This window comes from Chryseobacterium sp. RR2-3-20, assembly GCF_017808115.1.
GTDB lineage: Bacteria > Bacteroidota > Bacteroidia > Flavobacteriales > Weeksellaceae > Chryseobacterium > Chryseobacterium oryzae.
In genome coordinates this window covers 25192-41401 of the sequence record NZ_JADQBD010000007.1, presented here as the reverse complement: position 1 = coordinate 41401, position 16210 = coordinate 25192, and the positions used below count along the sequence as shown (strand labels likewise).

General features: G+C 35.8%; 17 protein-coding genes. All 17 read left to right on the top strand.

What is annotated here, in order from left to right; genetic code table 11:
* The first annotated feature begins 27 nt into the window (after positions 1-27).
* The 17 genes from IV513_RS03065 to IV513_RS02985 all read left to right on the top strand — a co-directional run bounded on the left by IV513_RS03065 (position 28) and on the right by IV513_RS02985 (position 16207).
* Positions 28-387 carry a hypothetical protein gene (locus IV513_RS03065; protein WP_209389044.1) on the top strand — a complete coding sequence of 120 codons (360 nt, stop codon included), beginning with the start codon at positions 28-30 and terminating at the stop codon, positions 385-387.
* Positions 377-1876 carry a relaxase/mobilization nuclease domain-containing protein gene (locus IV513_RS03060; protein WP_209389043.1) on the top strand — a complete coding sequence of 500 codons (1500 nt, stop codon included), beginning with the start codon at positions 377-379 and terminating at the stop codon, positions 1874-1876. The genes IV513_RS03065 and IV513_RS03060 overlap by 11 nt, the downstream gene beginning before the upstream one ends.
* A 94-nt stretch (positions 1877-1970) precedes the next feature.
* Positions 1971-2621 (top strand): ParA family protein, encoded by a 651-nt coding sequence (locus tag IV513_RS03055; RefSeq protein WP_209389042.1) that lies wholly within the window; start codon positions 1971-1973, stop codon positions 2619-2621.
* A 47-nt stretch (positions 2622-2668) separates the two neighbouring features.
* Complete coding sequence (locus IV513_RS03050; protein WP_209389041.1) at positions 2669-3202, top strand: hypothetical protein; 534 nt, start codon at positions 2669-2671, stop codon at positions 3200-3202.
* A 121-nt stretch (positions 3203-3323) separates the two neighbouring features.
* Positions 3324-3644, top strand: coding sequence for a DUF4134 domain-containing protein (locus IV513_RS03045; RefSeq protein ID WP_209389040.1), 321 nt, complete (start codon positions 3324-3326; stop codon positions 3642-3644).
* A 1-nt stretch (position 3645) separates the two neighbouring features.
* On the top strand, positions 3646-3960 hold the full coding sequence (locus IV513_RS03040; protein WP_209389039.1) for a DUF4133 domain-containing protein: 315 nt from the start codon (positions 3646-3648) through the stop codon (positions 3958-3960).
* Positions 3932-7006: a TraG family conjugative transposon ATPase gene (locus tag IV513_RS03035; protein ID WP_209389038.1), complete on the top strand. Its 3075-nt coding sequence runs from the start codon at positions 3932-3934 to the stop codon at positions 7004-7006. The genes IV513_RS03040 and IV513_RS03035 overlap by 29 nt, the downstream gene beginning before the upstream one ends.
* Positions 6993-7646, top strand: a complete 654-nt coding sequence (locus tag IV513_RS03030; RefSeq protein ID WP_209389037.1) for a hypothetical protein — start codon at positions 6993-6995, stop codon at positions 7644-7646. Before IV513_RS03035 ends, IV513_RS03030 begins: the two co-directional genes overlap by 14 nt.
* An 11-nt stretch (positions 7647-7657) precedes the next feature.
* Positions 7658-8341, top strand: a complete 684-nt coding sequence (locus IV513_RS03025; RefSeq protein ID WP_209389036.1) for a hypothetical protein — start codon at positions 7658-7660, stop codon at positions 8339-8341.
* A gap of 1 nt (position 8342) precedes the next feature.
* A complete protein-coding gene (locus IV513_RS03020; RefSeq protein WP_209389035.1) occupies positions 8343-9008 on the top strand; it encodes a hypothetical protein in 666 nt (221 codons plus the stop codon).
* A gap of 1 nt (position 9009) precedes the next feature.
* A complete protein-coding gene (locus tag IV513_RS03015; protein ID WP_245168842.1) occupies positions 9010-9840 on the top strand; it encodes a hypothetical protein in 831 nt (276 codons plus the stop codon).
* A 2-nt stretch (positions 9841-9842) separates the two neighbouring features.
* Positions 9843-11078 carry a hypothetical protein gene (locus tag IV513_RS03010; protein WP_209389034.1) on the top strand — a complete coding sequence of 412 codons (1236 nt, stop codon included), beginning with the start codon at positions 9843-9845 and terminating at the stop codon, positions 11076-11078.
* A gap of 57 nt (positions 11079-11135) precedes the next feature.
* Positions 11136-11750 (top strand): conjugative transposon protein TraK, encoded by a 615-nt coding sequence (gene traK, locus IV513_RS03005; RefSeq protein ID WP_209389094.1) that lies wholly within the window; start codon positions 11136-11138, stop codon positions 11748-11750.
* Position 11751: 1 nt separating this feature from the next.
* Positions 11752-12105, top strand: a complete 354-nt coding sequence (locus tag IV513_RS03000; RefSeq protein WP_209389033.1) for a hypothetical protein — start codon at positions 11752-11754, stop codon at positions 12103-12105.
* Positions 12101-13300 (top strand): conjugative transposon protein TraM, encoded by a 1200-nt coding sequence (traM, locus tag IV513_RS02995; protein WP_209389093.1) that lies wholly within the window; start codon positions 12101-12103, stop codon positions 13298-13300. Before IV513_RS03000 ends, traM begins: the two co-directional genes overlap by 5 nt.
* Positions 13301-13302: 2 nt before the next feature.
* Positions 13303-14184 (top strand): DUF4138 domain-containing protein, encoded by an 882-nt coding sequence (locus IV513_RS02990; RefSeq protein WP_209389032.1) that lies wholly within the window; start codon positions 13303-13305, stop codon positions 14182-14184.
* A gap of 34 nt (positions 14185-14218) precedes the next feature.
* On the top strand, positions 14219-16207 hold the full coding sequence (locus IV513_RS02985) for a type IV secretion system DNA-binding domain-containing protein (protein WP_209389031.1): 1989 nt from the start codon (positions 14219-14221) through the stop codon (positions 16205-16207).
* Positions 16208-16210 lie beyond the last annotated feature (3 nt).

The following is a 16210-nucleotide window of genomic DNA, read 5'->3' as shown; positions in this document are numbered from 1 at the left end:
GAAATGGTTCAATAAGAAGCTGAAAAGATGATTGAAGAATCAGATGTCATAAAATTCCGAATTAAGAAAGAAAGGAAAATAGCTTGGAAAAAACAATGTTCCCAAAAGCAAATTTCCCTAACCAATTTAATCATCAATTCAGTTGAAAACCGAATGATGGACGACGAGAGGAAAAAAGTATTAGCGTTCATTGAAAAGCAAGACAACCTTTTTGCTAAAATTGAAAACAATATTAACCAAGTAGCAAAAATAGCAAACGGACAAAAATTTATCGGAGGAAAAGAATTAATCCTTTTCGAAGAGCAAATGAAAACCGTCATTGAACTGAAAAAGCAACAGAATGAAATTTTCATAAAAATCTACTCTCTGATTGCTCATGATCATTAAGATTTTAGGTTCTGCAAGTTCTAGCTTTCATGGAGTTCAATACAACGATAAGAAAGTGGAGAAAGGAACCGGAGAACTGATGCTGATGAAAAATTTCCCTTCCTTCATCAATGAAGACAGTAGCCAAGAGCAGATTCGGGATTATTTTAAATCAGTTTCTAAGAGTGAAAAAGTAAAGAAACCACAATTCCACGCAGTTATTTCCACAAAATTTCAGGAGCATTCCAAAGAAGAACTGACAAAAGTTGCGGAAAATTTCATGCAGGAAATGGGTTATGAGAATCAACCTTTTATTGTGGTTTTTCATAACGATACTGAAAACAACCATGTTCACATCGTATCGACCAGAGTTGATAAATCAACCGGTAAGAAAGTAAATGACAGTTATGAAAAACTGAAATCCCAAAAAGCTTTAGCCAGCGTGATGGAAAAGCTCTACGGAATCAGTGAGGAAAAAAAATTAAACAATCTGTTGGACTACAAGATAGGTTCGCTCCATCAATTAGAAACCCTTCTCCACAGGAAAGGTTACAAACTCAGCAAAAACACAAATGATGAAAATTCTTTTGACATCTTAAAAAACGGAGTTATTCAGCGGACAGTATCGGGAAAGCAGATTGTTTTTGATAATATAAAAAATGACAGCAGAACCAAACAAATTAAAGCCATTGCAAGTAAATACAAAGAACTGTATCCCAATAAAGTTTTTAAAGTGGAAGACAGACGAAATCGAAGATTCGACGAAGTGATAAACAAGTCACAGCAAGAATCGATGCTTCCTACAGAAAAGCAAAATGATGATTGGAAACCCAAAATTGAATTTGAGAGCGAATTACAGAAAAAGCTAAGAGATGTATTCGGGATTGATGTGATTTTTCACAGCAAAGAAGATCAAAATCCTTTCGGTTATTCGGTCATTGACCATAAAACAGGGCGTGTTTACAAAGGAAGTGAGATCATGAAAATGAATGATTTGTTTGAATTCACTTCCGAAAAATTAGATAAGAAACTTTTTGAAATCATAAAAGACTACAACATTCCCAATCAGGATTCAAAAAAGATACTGCTGCAATTTTTGACAAGCAGATATCCCAAAGCAGAAATTAAGGGTTTTAGGCTTTTTGAGAACAAAGGCAAAAAAGATCTGGAAACCTACCGGAAAGTACAATTTGAAGTAAAGGATTTTATCAAAAATATCAAACAAAATAAGGATAAAAACATTTCAATAACAAAAGCGGAAGACGGAAAAATGTATGCGATTCATACCCGATTCCATTACATCGCAGATCTTCGGTCATTAATCGGAGAAAAGGAATTTCAAAAATTTATAAATCCGATTCAAACCAATGAAAACCGAACTGAAAATGAAGAAAAAACAGAATTAAATAAAACCGTAAACGAAATGCTATTTGAATTGATGAAAAGTTCAGGAACGGCAAAAGATCCTGCGGAAGACGAACTTAAAAAACGAAGAAAAAAGAGAAAGTAGTTGATGGTTTTTAGTTGATAGTTGATGGAAAAATCAACATTTTTTTTAAGTCCAACAACTGACAACCGACAACCAACAACTGACAACCAAACCTATGATTATCACATTTGCCACCCAAAAAGGAGGAACCGGAAAAACAACATTAGCCATAGCTTTTGCCAACTACATCTCTTCCCTATCGGAAAGGAAAATCAATGTTTTCGACTTCGATTATCAGAAATCATTCTACCATAAATGGAAAGAAGACGAATTTTTGGACCTTCCTAAATTATACAACGTGGAGATCATTGGCGAAGAGGATGAACAACCTTTTGCAGATTTTGAAACACTCATTAATTTAAAAGAAAGTGAAGACATCAACTTATTTGACTTGGCAGGAACATTAGATGCGAAATACAGCGATTTGTTGATTTACAGTGATGTTATCGTCATTCCGTTTGAATATTCCGATGTATCTGCAAAATCAACTTTGGTATTTGTGAATCTCTTAGGACTTTTAGAAAGTCAGTCAGAACGGATTTTTATCCGATCAAAATATGATAAAGGCTATAAATATCTGAATCAGGAAGGAATGGATATCGAAATTACCAAATACGGAAAACTACTGAAAAACTCTGTATTCAAAAGGAACTGCTTGCAAACCATTAATACCAGGAAACTGACACATGAACAGAAATATGCAGTGAAAAATCCATTTAATGAACTCATGGAATATATCAATGAAACATTAGAAATCACATTATAAGGTCTGAAACAAAAACTAAATACGATTCACTAAAAACCAAAATAGATATGTTAAAATACTTATTGATCCTTCTAGGAGCTTACCTACTCTATTATGCCGGAAATATCGTTTATGACCTTTTCCTGAAAAAAGAAAAGGCTGTACAAACTGATGCAACGGAGGAATTTTCATTGGGCGAGTTTGCAGAAAAGAACAAAGATAAAGTACAGGAAATCGGTATTGATGATGTAGAAAATCTCAATACCCCAAAATCATTCAGCAAAAGAGAACTCATCCCGACATCCCCCGAAGATTCTGATGAAATACAGGACGTGGAATACTGGAGGGAAAAATTTGAATCCGAAGAAAATATGGATGATTTTAATAACAAAGAAGAATCAACAGAAAATACTCCTGAAAATGCAGAAGCTCTTCTTTCAAAAAATGAAGAAAAGAGTCAGAATCAGCATCGTGAGGAACCTACATCACCCATTCAAAAATTAAATACAAACAAATGGCATCAAATGCTCAATCTGGCGGAAACCAGTGTACAGCTTATTGCCAATACCGATGGATTTAAAACGTATCAGTCCATGATGTAACCTCTAAACCCAAAAATATTTAACAGTATCATTTACAACGACTTAAAAAACCGTTGCGGGGAATTCTACGCCTAAAACTAAACATTCAATTCATTATTAACCTTCTAAAATTTCATTTTTTATGAATCAAAAATTCAAAAAACACATGATGATGAAAAAAGTCCTTACGGCTTTCGTCATGCTCTTAGCCGTTACTCCTGTTTTTGCACAGGGCGGTGCGACGGCAATTTCAAATGCTGCCAGTGATATTCGGGATTATTGGGATCCGATAAAACTAATCCTAAAAGCCGTTGGAGGATTGGTTGGTTTCATCGGTGGTCTTAGAGTCTATAACAAATGGACGAATGGAGACCAGGATGTCAACAAAGAAATTCTCGGTTATGGAGGTGCGATGATCTTCCTCATTGTCGTTCCGGAATTTGTAACTGCATTCTTTGCCTAATATGGGATTCTATCTCTACAAGGGGCTTAAAAAACCCCTTGTATTCTTCGGACTCAAAGGAAAATACATTTTTTATGCTGTAGGAGTCATCGGAAGCGGTGTTATTGCGGCACTTGTATTATCCAAATTCGGTCTATTAGGTTCTTTATTAGGACTTGCCGTAACCGGATGTGGTGTTTATTACATCTTCAAAAAACAAGACAAAAACGGTTTGTACAACAAAACCAAAAATTTTGACCAGGTTTTAATCTTTCCAAAAAGAGTAAACAACAAAAAACTTTCAAAAAATGGCACTACAAAAAAAACAGACATTTGATATTCCCTTTATCGGCTACGATTATGGAAAAGATTACGCTTGGGATTTTGACGTATTATTTGGGCAATATGGAAATCCCATTATAGGAATCAGAATAAAAAATATTGTAGAGCAATATTCAGCGGATCCCGACAATTATCTAAATTTCCATACGGTTCTCAATCAGGTAGTATCTATTATTGGAGAAGGAAGAATTGTACAAAAACTCGATATTTTCAGCAAGAAAAAATATACAGCTGAATCATCCAATCAATTTCTACAACAAAAGTATTCAGAACATTTTGACGGAAGGCTTTTTAAAACGATAGAAACGGTACTATTGTTCACGGATACTATAAATGATAAAATAAAGAAAAATGGCCGGTCAGCGACCGGTGGCAATATAACAGAAAAAAGCTACAAAGAACTTCGGGACAAATGTCAAAAAGTATGGATGCTTTTAAAACAGGAAAATTGCGAACCTGAATTTATATTCGAGAAAGATTTTGAATATTATATTTCTGGAGTTTTGTCCATGAAGTTTTCAGATATACCATCATTTGATAATATAAAATCGACGAATGAATATCTCCAAATCGGAAATCGATTCGTTAAAAACATTTCATATGTTGATGTAGAAAATATTGATCTGCCTTCTGAAATTGAACCCTATTCCCTATTGGGAGGAAATGGTGCGGCGGCCGAAACAGCAGTGGATAATTTTAGTTTTATCAATGAGCTGGAAGATTACGAAACCATCATCTATAATCAGGTCATAACCATTCCACTACAAGCACAACAGCAAAGGGAACTCGACAAAAAGAAGAAAAAGCACGAAGGCGCAGCCAACAATTCTCCGTCCAATGCGATTATAGCAGAAGAAATTGAAACCCTGCTTCATAATATAGCTGTTGACGGGCAGTTGGTGGTTAATGCTCATTTTTCGCTACTATTTTCAACAAACACTCTGGAAAAAATGGAAAACATCCAATCGATGGTCGAAAACAAGCTCTTCACAAAAGGAATCATTGTTTCCAAGAATGCGTATAACCAATTGGAACTCTTTCGGGCAGCCATTCCAGGCAATGCCACGGAACTTAGAGAGTATGATTTATTTATGACGACAAGCGAAGCGGCCTTGTGTTTTTTTTTTAAAGAAAGTTACCCCGTGAACGAAGAATCTAATTTCTACCTAAGATTTACAGACCGACAAGGGGTTCCTTTAAAAGTAGATCCTTCAGATTTACCCATGAAAACAGGAAGAATCAACAACCGGAATAAATTCGTGTTAGGTCCTTCAGGTTCAGGAAAATCTTTTCTGATGAACAATATCATTGAACAGTACTTGACCTACAATTATGATGTTGTGATTGTAGACACAGGAGATTCTTATTCCGGAACGTGTAAATACAAAGGCGGAAGATACATTCAGTACACCGAAGAGAAACCGATTACCATGAATCCTTTTCTGATGGATAAAAAAGAATTCAATATTGAGAAAATCGAATTTTTGGTCAATCTGATCTTCCTGATTTGGAAAGGTCCAGATGCTGTTTTGTCTTCTGAACAGAAATCCATTCTGGACAATGTACTGATGTCGTATTATCATCAATATTTCAATGCCGGAACCAATTGGTATGAATCCAAAGATTCCGAAGAATTGCTTTTACATCTTCAAAAATATAATATCTATGAAGACGAAATTGAAGCTGCATTAGAAAATGAATACACCGTAAAAACCTATTACGACATTATCGGAATTCCATTCGATGCCACAACGGAAGAAGTCAAAGAAAAAGGAAGAAAATTATTAATGCTTCATCATCCCGATAAAAACAGAAATAATCCCGATTATGACGGTGAAGAATTCTATAAAATTTATGAAGCTTATGAAACGCTTTCAAATGAAGAAAAAAGAAAAGTATATAATGAATCCCAACTGATTCTCATTAAGTACGATGAAATTATAAAGCGTCCTGAAAATGCTGAAGACTGGAACAAATCAATGAGATATTCCATCATCAAAAAAATCAAGGAATTAGAAAAAAAATTAGCCGTTCAGGAATTGTCATTTAATGGTTTTTATGACTATTGTGACAAATTTCTTCCGATTTATCTCAATAACAAAAAGCATAAAATCAATGAGAATGAATTCAATCTTCGAACTTTTCTATTTGTTCTGAAAGACTTTTACAAAGGAGGAAGATATGGAACCACGTTAAACGAATCTGCTGATAATACACTCTTTGACGAATCTTTCATTGTTTTTGAAATTGATAATGTAAAGGATAATCCAAAGCTGTTTCCAATTGTTACGCTGATTATTATGGATACGTTCATTCAGAAAATGCGCCTTAGAAAAGACCGCAGAAAAGCCCTCATTATCGAAGAAGCATGGAAAGCGATAGCAAGTAAGCTGATGGGAGGATATATCCTTTATCTCTATAAAACTGTACGGAAATTTTGGGGTGAAGCTGTTGTCGTAACTCAGGAACTGGACGACATTATCGGAAATGCTGTCGTAAAAGATTCCATCATCAACAATTCCGATACCTTCATTTTGCTTGACCAAACCAAATTCAAAGACAATTTTGATCGTATTGCGGCTTTACTTTCTTTAAATAAAGTAGAACAAAATAAGATTTTCACCATCAATAATCTCAACAACAAATTTGGACGTAGCCGTTTCAAAGAATTTTATCTGAAACGTGGTTCCAAAGGTGAAATCTATGGAAATGAAGTTTCCCTTGAGCAGTATCTCACCTATACGACAGAAAAACCTGAAAAATCCGCTGTTGAATATTATGTGCAAAAATGTGGAAGCTATGATGAAGCCCTTTTACAAATTGTATCGGATTTAAAAAACTTTGGAGACAGCCTTGAAAACTTAGTGTCACTGGTCAATCTGTATCAAAATCCTTTGGATGGAAAAATTGTTTCCTATTACAATAGGATGAAAAAAACGCACAAAGGGAAAAATGTCTTTAAAATTATCTCACAGGAATTAGAGAATCAAAATATCAGTTTCTCGGAATTAATCAATAAGCAACAATATGAAACCGTTTAGCCTATTATTTCTAGGATTTGGCAGCTTTCTGTATGCTCAAAATACCTACATCGACCCTACCGTAACTGCAGCAATGATCCTGTATTCAGAAAACCTAAAAGCAAAACAGAATGATGTCATCGAACAAACTTCCAAGTTAAAAGATGCTCAGGCTTGGGTAGGAACCCAGATGGTCGTAGCCAACGATATTCAGAATAAAATACTGAAAGGCTTGAAAGAAGTTTCCGGAACATTACAAAACGGAATTCAGGTGCAGCAGATTTACAGTGAGTTGAATAAATGCTACACCTATTCTTCAGATGTAGTTCAATTAGCATCACAACATCCTCAGTATGCCATTTTTGGAACGAAAGCTTCACAAAAAACCTATGAGCAAAGTCTGAAGATCGTTACTGACGTTTCAGATATTCTTGCTTCCGGAGAATTAAACCTTGCGACTGCTGGTGATCGTTACAAAATCCTGCATAACATTTCCGAAAATGTAAAAAACCTAAAGCTATGGCTCTTGGCGATAAAGCTAAGACTGGAAAAAGCCAATCGATTGGGATTCTGGAATTCCATCAATCCTTTTGCAGGATATATCAATACCGATAAAGGAATTGTGGAAAATATTATGAATCGATATAAACGAAATTTCTAAAACTCATTAAAATGAAGAAGGTTTTTCAAATCCTATTGATTCCCACAGTGTATGTCGTTATCACATCTTCAAGCGGTGGTTCCACTCCTGCATGGGAAAAAGAAAATGTTTCTTTCCCGATGATGAATTTGGAGATCAATGCTACAATGAAAGAACACGACCGCCAAAAAGAAATGAGACAGAAACAAACTCTCAATGCCAGTACAGAAGCCATAAACAGAACGCAGTGGAATGACTTCAAAGATAAAGTTACCAAGATTCAAGACAGATTACGTATTGTATCATTTGCCATTCAGTCTATCCCTACTGGAATCGCAATGAGCAGAGAAATTACAAAAATCACCCAAAATCAGACGGCTATCATTGGTGAAATCAATACAGCTCCCTACTCTATTATTGCAGTTTTACCTTCCCAAGTTCAGTTTGTAGATGACTTGCAAATGGTAACACGGTTAATAACTGGAATCATTCTTTCTTACGGAGCCATCAACCAGATGGAGAAATCGGAACGTAAAATTTTACTGGACTATGCTTTGGCAGAAGTCAAAACACTCAGCAGAAATTCCACCCATATGCTCTTAAAAATTAGAGATATCAAAGCCAAAGTTTTACGGAACAAAAGAGCATTTCAATATTACGTCAATCGGGATAAGCAGGTTGTGGAGAATATTATGAATAATATCAAAAACTTTTAAAATGAGAAAAATCGTAATCATATCAACTTTATTCCTCTTTTGGGGTTCTGTAAATAGTCAGCAAATTGTTATCAACGACAAGTTATTAACTCAACTTACAAAAGATCATACAGTACGATTGGCAAGTGAACAGACGTTTTTGGATTCTTATGAAAAACAGAATGAACTGTATAACGAGATTAAAAACAAAACGGCACAGGTCATCGCCATTCAAGAATACATCTATCAGCAGTTGAAAAATGTCAATTCCGCATTGACACAAAGTAAAAAGCTGGTTTATCTCTACCAGTATTTAGGGAAGATTGTGACCAATTCAAACACCATGCTGGATTTATCAGCACAGCACCCTGAATATTCTGTTTTGGTTTCAAAATATTACGTTGAAATCGGTAAACAAGTCTTAAAGCTTCAGCAGGAAGTATCGCAGGATATATTGAATGAAAACAAAGACTTTCTGATGGATGCAATGGACAGGGAGATGCTCATTGAAAACATATTTACACGGGTAAGAAATATCAATGGGAATATTCTCTACATCATTTTACGATTGCAAAATGCTAAGAAAATTCCCTACCTGTATCAGGTTCCTGTACTAAGGAATTACATCAATATAGACAAAGCCATTGTCGGAGAAATCATCATTAAATACAAATACATATTCAATTAAAATGATGAAAAACCCATTCATAAAAGGAATTTTTTCCCTCTTTCTATTTTTGGTCACAAATGCTTTTGGACAAAGTGTAAAGAGACTGAACGATCCTTCTATTGTTGCCCAGCATAAAAGAATGACCTTTGAAAGCTGGGGCGATTGGCGACCTTATCCCAAATATCTTCTGGGCATTCAAACCAATTTTGCTTATGCTACGGTTTGGGGAAACTGGGCTCCATCCCGAAATAGAGATTACAAAAATGGAGAGGACATTCGGCCATTAAAACCAACAGGGATACAAAACCAAAGATTTGCACAACTAAAATTACAGGAAGAAGAAGCCAAAAAGATAAAAGCCGCCTCCGACACTATTTATAAACGAAGCGTACAGGATTTTGCCCATTGGACGTCCACAACGGTTGATGCCGATCCCCTTTGGCTACTGTATTATAAAAGAATGCTGAAACCCATCACCGAATTTCCCGATACACCACAAAATTTCATTGATTGGAGATTGAGAGACCAGCAGACGTATGAAACGCTCAATACTACAGGAACATTAAAACGACTTCAAGAAGAGCTGGATATGATTAAAGAAAAATATACCATGTCCCGATCCATGGATATGCCCCGAGGAAAACGATTCATCATGTATCACGAAACACTCATCAGATGGCGAAGATTTGTTCAGGAATTAAGAAAATACAATAACAAAACAACATTGCTCCTTGACTATAAAAACATTTTGAATAACCATTTATCAACCGCTTTGCCTGCACAATGGACTCCTGCTTCGGATAAAGACATTGTTCAAAATGTGATGCAACAATACAAACACAGATATTAGATATGAATAAAAAAATAACATTCATTTTTTGTTTTCTGGCACTTTTATTACCAATTATTGGCTTTGCCCAGACAGATAGTGATTACAGTAACCTGCTCCAATTTTTAAAAGGTGACGGTGCTTTTGAAAAATGGTTTATGGAGGTCTTTACGAAGCTGGATAACAGCGTACAGGACAGTGCAGCCGGATCTGCATTGGTCGGGAGAGCTATCGGCGGTTTGGGAGCATTGATGTACCTCGGCTATATGGGATGGCAAATGGCAGCTGGTGATCGTGAATGGGAAATCACTCCTATGTTGAAACCTATTCTCATAGGTTTTACGCTCGTGTATTGGACAGGATTTGTCAATATGATACAAGCTCCTTTTGAAGCCATTGCGGAGCCCGGAATTGCCATTTTCAGTGATATAGAGTCCGAAGTCAACGATTTAAGAATACAAAGGTTCAAAAAGCAACAGCAATTACTCGATGCCGTCATTAAACTGAAAGCCGAAGAAGATGCCAAACAAGATGTCATCAATAATACGACAGAGGATGCAGATGATTCCTGGTTTGACATCAGCGAAGGATTGGACAAGCTCATTCAACCCATCAAAGAATGGCAAATCAGAATGGAGTTCCAGATGCAAAAATTAGTCGCTGAACTCATAGAATTTGTCTGCCTTTCCATTCTTCGGGTGTGCGTCTATCTTATTTTCTTTATCCAGAAAATCTGGGCGTACATTCTTATCATTTTAGGTCCGATTGCTGTTGGAATGGCACTTATCCCCGGATTTGAAAACTCATTGTACAGCTGGGTTTCCAAATTCATCAATATCAATCTGTACACTTTTGTTGCGTACACCATCATCAATATCGGTCAGCAACTCATCGCTTCCGGATATGAAATGGAAATCGAAAGATATGATACCCTTTTAACCAACGGTACCATTACCAATTTGGATGCCCTAATGGTTTATGTCAGTAATTCCGGAATGATCTACAATCAACTCTTTACCTGCGTAGCCTATATCGTGACAGGAATCGGAGTTCTCATGACACCGACCATTGCCGATACGATTGTTACTGCTGGAGGAGCCGGAGCGATGACCAAAATGAAAAGTGCCGTAGGAAAAATGGCTGGTAGTGCAAAAGCAGCCGTATTAGCAGTTAAAACAGGTGGAGCTTCTGCTGTAAAATCCGCAGCAGCAGGTTCTGCATCAAGAAGAGTGCAGGATGCGATGAAAAACGGAAAATAAATGTTAATCATCAATTACCATCAACCGACAACCAACCAAAACCCAACAACTAAAAAAATGCTTATTAAAAACATAGAACAAAGAATTAAAATCAATAAGATTGTTTCAATATCAACCATTGCTTTTGCAGTATTTATTCTTATCAGTGGCTTTTTCTTTGCGTACAAAATGATTCAGGATTCCCGCAAATCCATTTACATTCTGGATAATGGCGTTCCAGTTCTTGCAAAACAAACCGATGTCTTATTGAACAGACCTGTCGAGTACAAAGCCCAAATCGAATTATTCCATAGGCTATTTTTCACGCTCGCTCCTGATGATGCTTATATTAAGGATAATATCCAAAAATCGCTGTATCTGATTGACGACAGTGGAAAAAAAGAATATACGAACCTAAAAGAAAAAGGATTTTATAATCAAATCGTTGCTTCCAGTTCAATGGTCAGCATCCATACAGATTCTATCGCATTGGATATGGAGCATAAAAAATTCGCTTTTTTCGGTAAACAGATGATTACCCGAAAATCATCCGTCATTACAAGAAGGCTTATTACGGAAGGCTTCTTTGAAGACATCATCCGAAGTCCCAACAATCCACACGGTGTCCTCCTAAAAAACTGGCGGATCATTAGCAACGAAGAACTATCTAACCAAACTAAAAATTCCTATTAAAATGAGCACTTTTTTTAAACAATCCGGACAAAAGTGGCTGAATTGGGTTGTTAAGAATCCAAAAAAGTTTTTTGTGTATTCGATGCTTTTTTTATCGGTTTCTTTCGCAATATCAATGATACAGGGAATTTTCTTTCCCTCTGAAACCGCATTTAAAATAAAGCCTCCTATTCTTTATTCTAAAAGTAATACCGCCCAAAATACAACTCTAAACAACGAAAAAGAAATGGAAAAAATAGTGACTGAGCTCAAGACTTTAAAAGTAAAAAGAGACCAAAACGCTTTACAAAAAAAAGACAGTCTCAGAATTGAATATCTGTATAACCAATATCAACAATTGCAACATGGACATTAAAAAAATTGATTTCAAACAGAAGAAATATATTCTGCCTCTTTTAGCATTGCCGTTTCTATTGCTCTTTGTATATGTAGGTGCTCAGTTTACCAAAGAAGATGCATCACAAAATGAGAAACCCAAAGAGCTTTCCCTTTCTTTAGGAGAAACTCAGGATTCCATCATGACAAAAAATGATGCCTATGATGCACTTTTTAAAAAAGAGGATAACAGAACAATGCTTGATGGATTGGACAAAGAAAATGACAGCTTGTTAAGCTATGGTGACCAGTTATCATTAGACCAAAAAAGAAAAATTGATTCTTTGAAAGCTGTTTCTTCAAGAAAATATCAAAGGAAAGAAAATCCGTCATCGTACTATAATCCGAATCAGCAAAATGATGATAAAGATTACAAGAGATCTTCAGAAATTATCAGAATGCTGAATGATAAATCCTACGGAAAACCGGAAAATAATTACACTGATACATCAAAAGAAAAGACACAAAGTGTCCAGCAAGACCCTGTAAAAATTCTGAAACAGCAAATGCTGGTCATGGATTCTTTGGAAAAAGCGAAAGATCCAGAATATCAAAACAAATTGGCAGCCGAGCAGAAACTCAAAGCCAATAAAGAAAAAATGGACGCATTTCTCAATTCAACCTTTAACGTAAGTAAATCGGGAATTAATAGCGAGTTCAACGCTTTTTACAAGGAAAAAGAAAACAGCTTTATCAAAGCCGTGATTGACGAAAACAACAAAGGTTTCCTGGGAAGCAGAATCCGATTTCGATTACTGGAAGACATTTTTGTTGGAAACAAAAAGCTTGGTAAAGGTTCCATTCTTTACGGTCAAATCTCAGGATTCTCAATGCAAAGAGTTGATCTTACCATTGTATCCATATTTACGAAAGGAGAAATCCTTCCTGTCAATCTCACCATTTATGACGTGGACGGAATGAAAGGATTATATGTTCCTCAAAGTATTTTCAGAGAAATGGTTCGCGAAATGGGAAGCAATTCCGTTCAGGGAACTCAAATGGATATGGGCGGAGAAGGATTTTTTACCAGCATCGGTTCCAAACTATTTTCTTCCACATCAAAATCTATCGCCAACCTAATCAAAACCAATAAAGCCAAACTGAAATACAACTCCTATGTCTTTCTTATTGATGAAAGCCAGCTTAAAAATTCACAAAACCAACAAAAAAAATAAAAATGAAAGCAATCTTATATACCCTGCTATTATTTACAGCTCAATTTTTAACCGCACAAACCGCTACCAAAGAACAAATCATTTCCGATTTACCGGAATTGGAAATTACCGAAGGAATCAACCTGCATATTATTTCACCGGAACCGATTCAGTATGTGGATCTATCAACCCAGAAACTCACCGGAGATTTACCAAGCACCAATATTGCCAGAATTAAAATCAATGATTCTTCGTCTGATTCTGTAGAAAACAATGAAAAAGCCACTAAAAATGTTGTCCCATCTTTTTCAATTGGAGAAAACATCGGAATTATTACCGTTGTTGGGCAATCGTTTATTGCACAATATAAAGCCGTTTACAGAAATTCTGAAAGCCTCAATATCGTGACGAACATTCACATCCAACCTGAAGAAATGCAGCCTATTGAATTTGATAAAATGAGATTTTCAAGTCTTGAGCTAAGGAAATTCGCAATGGACATCATTCAGAATAAGTCCGTGAAAAATCCAATCCGGGAAGAGAAAAATCTAAAACTCAATGTCCAAATCAATAACGTCTATGTCATCAGTGATTACATCTTTTTAGATATGACCTTTAAAAACAACTCGAATCTGAGCTATGATATTGAGGATTTGAAATTTTCCATAGAAGATAAAAAAATCCATAAAGCAATGAACAACCAAAGTATTGAGCTTACTCCTCTTTTTCAGCTGAATCCTCAAAAACATTTCAGGAAAAACTTTAGGAATATCTATATATTCAAAAAATTCACTTTTCCGAATTCTAAAGTCATGATGATACGATTAATCGAAGAACAGCTCTCAGGAAGAGCCATAGAAATAAAAGTGAATTATTCCGACATCCTTAAAGCAGACACATTCTAATTTCCTAATACTAGAATTTTTTAATTCTCATAAAATGCAAGAACAACAACATCAGATTAAAATTTACGGATTCCTGCAAAAAGCAGTGTATGCAGTGGTTGCATTGGATTGTATCACCTTGTTTTTTCTGCATGCTAAAGTTTCTGTGGTGTCCAAATTATTAGAAGGGTTTGCGAAAATGCAGATTTTCTATCCTCCGGTCAATGCCAAAATCTCCACATTAATTCTTATTGCCTTGGTTGCAATGGGAACAAGAGCCAAAAAGAAGCAGGATTTAAACATTGTAAAAGCAATTATACTTCCCATTATCGTTGGATTGACCATGATATTCGGTTCTCTTTATTTCGCCATTTTGGCGAGTAATCCCTATTTCCCGAAAGTTATTCCGATGCTTAGCACTTATCAGATTCTATACGCTGTTCTTTCTTTTTTAGGAGCTGTCATTCTTCAGATGGGTGCAGATTCTATTTCAAAGCTGATGCAACAGAAAATGGGAAAAGACCGATGGAATATAGAAGAAGAAAGTTTTGCCCAAAATCAGGAATTGGTACAAACCGATACGTCCATTAATATTCCGTATCTGTTCAGATTTAACAAAAAAACGAATAACGGCTGGATTAATCTCAATCCTTTTCGGGGAACAATGGTAATCGGAACACCAGGTTCCGGAAAGTCTTTTGGAATTATAAATCCGGCTATAAGACAAATGATTGCAAAAGGTTTTTGTCTTTGCATTTATGATTTTAAATTTCCCGATTTAGCACAAATCGCATACTATCATTATTTATTGAAAAAGAGCAAAGAGTCAGAATATAATTACAGCTTCCACGTGATTAATCTGAATGAAGTCGAAAAATCAAAAAGAGTAAACCCATTTCATAAAAAATACATTCAAACTTTAGCAGAAGCACAAGAAATGGCTGAATCTATGGTGTCTTCGTTGCAGAAAGGTGGAGCAAGTTCCGGAGGTGGTTCTGAAGCATTTTTTACGCAATCTGCCATTAACTTTCTGTCTTCCTGTATTTATTTTTTTGCTACCCTCGAAAACGGAAAATATTCGGATCTGCCCCATATTCTTTCTTTCATGAACCGGAGTTATAAAGAAATTTTCGACACGCTTTTTACCAATGAAGAAATTCTTTCCCTGCTTTCGCCCTTCAAAACAGCGTATGACAATAAAGCGTTTGACCAGTTGGAAGGACAAATCGGAACACTCAAAATATTCCTTTCCCGATTGGCAACAAAAGAGAGTTTTTGGGTGTTTTCAGGAGATGAAGTGGAATTGAAAATTACGGACAGAGAAAATCCGTCTATTTTGATATTGGCTTCCGATCCGGGAACACAGGACATTAATTCTGCTTTGTATTCGTCGGTTTTAAACCGGACTTTACGATTAATCAATTCCAAACACAATCTTCCGGGCGGAATTATCGCAGATGAATTTCCAACCATTTACATCCATAAAATTGACAATGTAGTGGCGACCGCAAGAAGTAACAAAGTGGCAGTATTATTAGGATTACAAGAAATTCCACAGCTTCGACAATTTTATAAAAAGGAAGTAGCAGATACGATTTCTGCTATTGTAGGAAACATTATTTCAGGTTCAGCAAGAGATAAAAATACACTGGACTGGCTTGAAAAACTGTTCGGAAAAATCAAACAAAAGTCATATTCCCAATCCATTTCTCAGCAAGGAACAACCACCAGTATCAATGAAAAAATGGATTTTATGATTCCTGCAGGAAAAATTGCCGCTTTAAGAACCGGAGAAATGGTGGGAATGATTGCTCAAGGTGAAGAAAACGATACTGAAGAATACAAAACTTCCGCAATCAACGGCAAAATTAATCTCGATATGAAAGCCATTAAAAATGAAGAACAGAACTACGTTCCGATGCCAATCTACTATTCATTCGTGGATAAAAAAGGGAATAACCGAAAAGACGAAGTACTCATGACCAATTTCAGGAAAATAAATATGGAAGTGGAACTCATTGTCAATGAAAACAATAAAGCATAATCA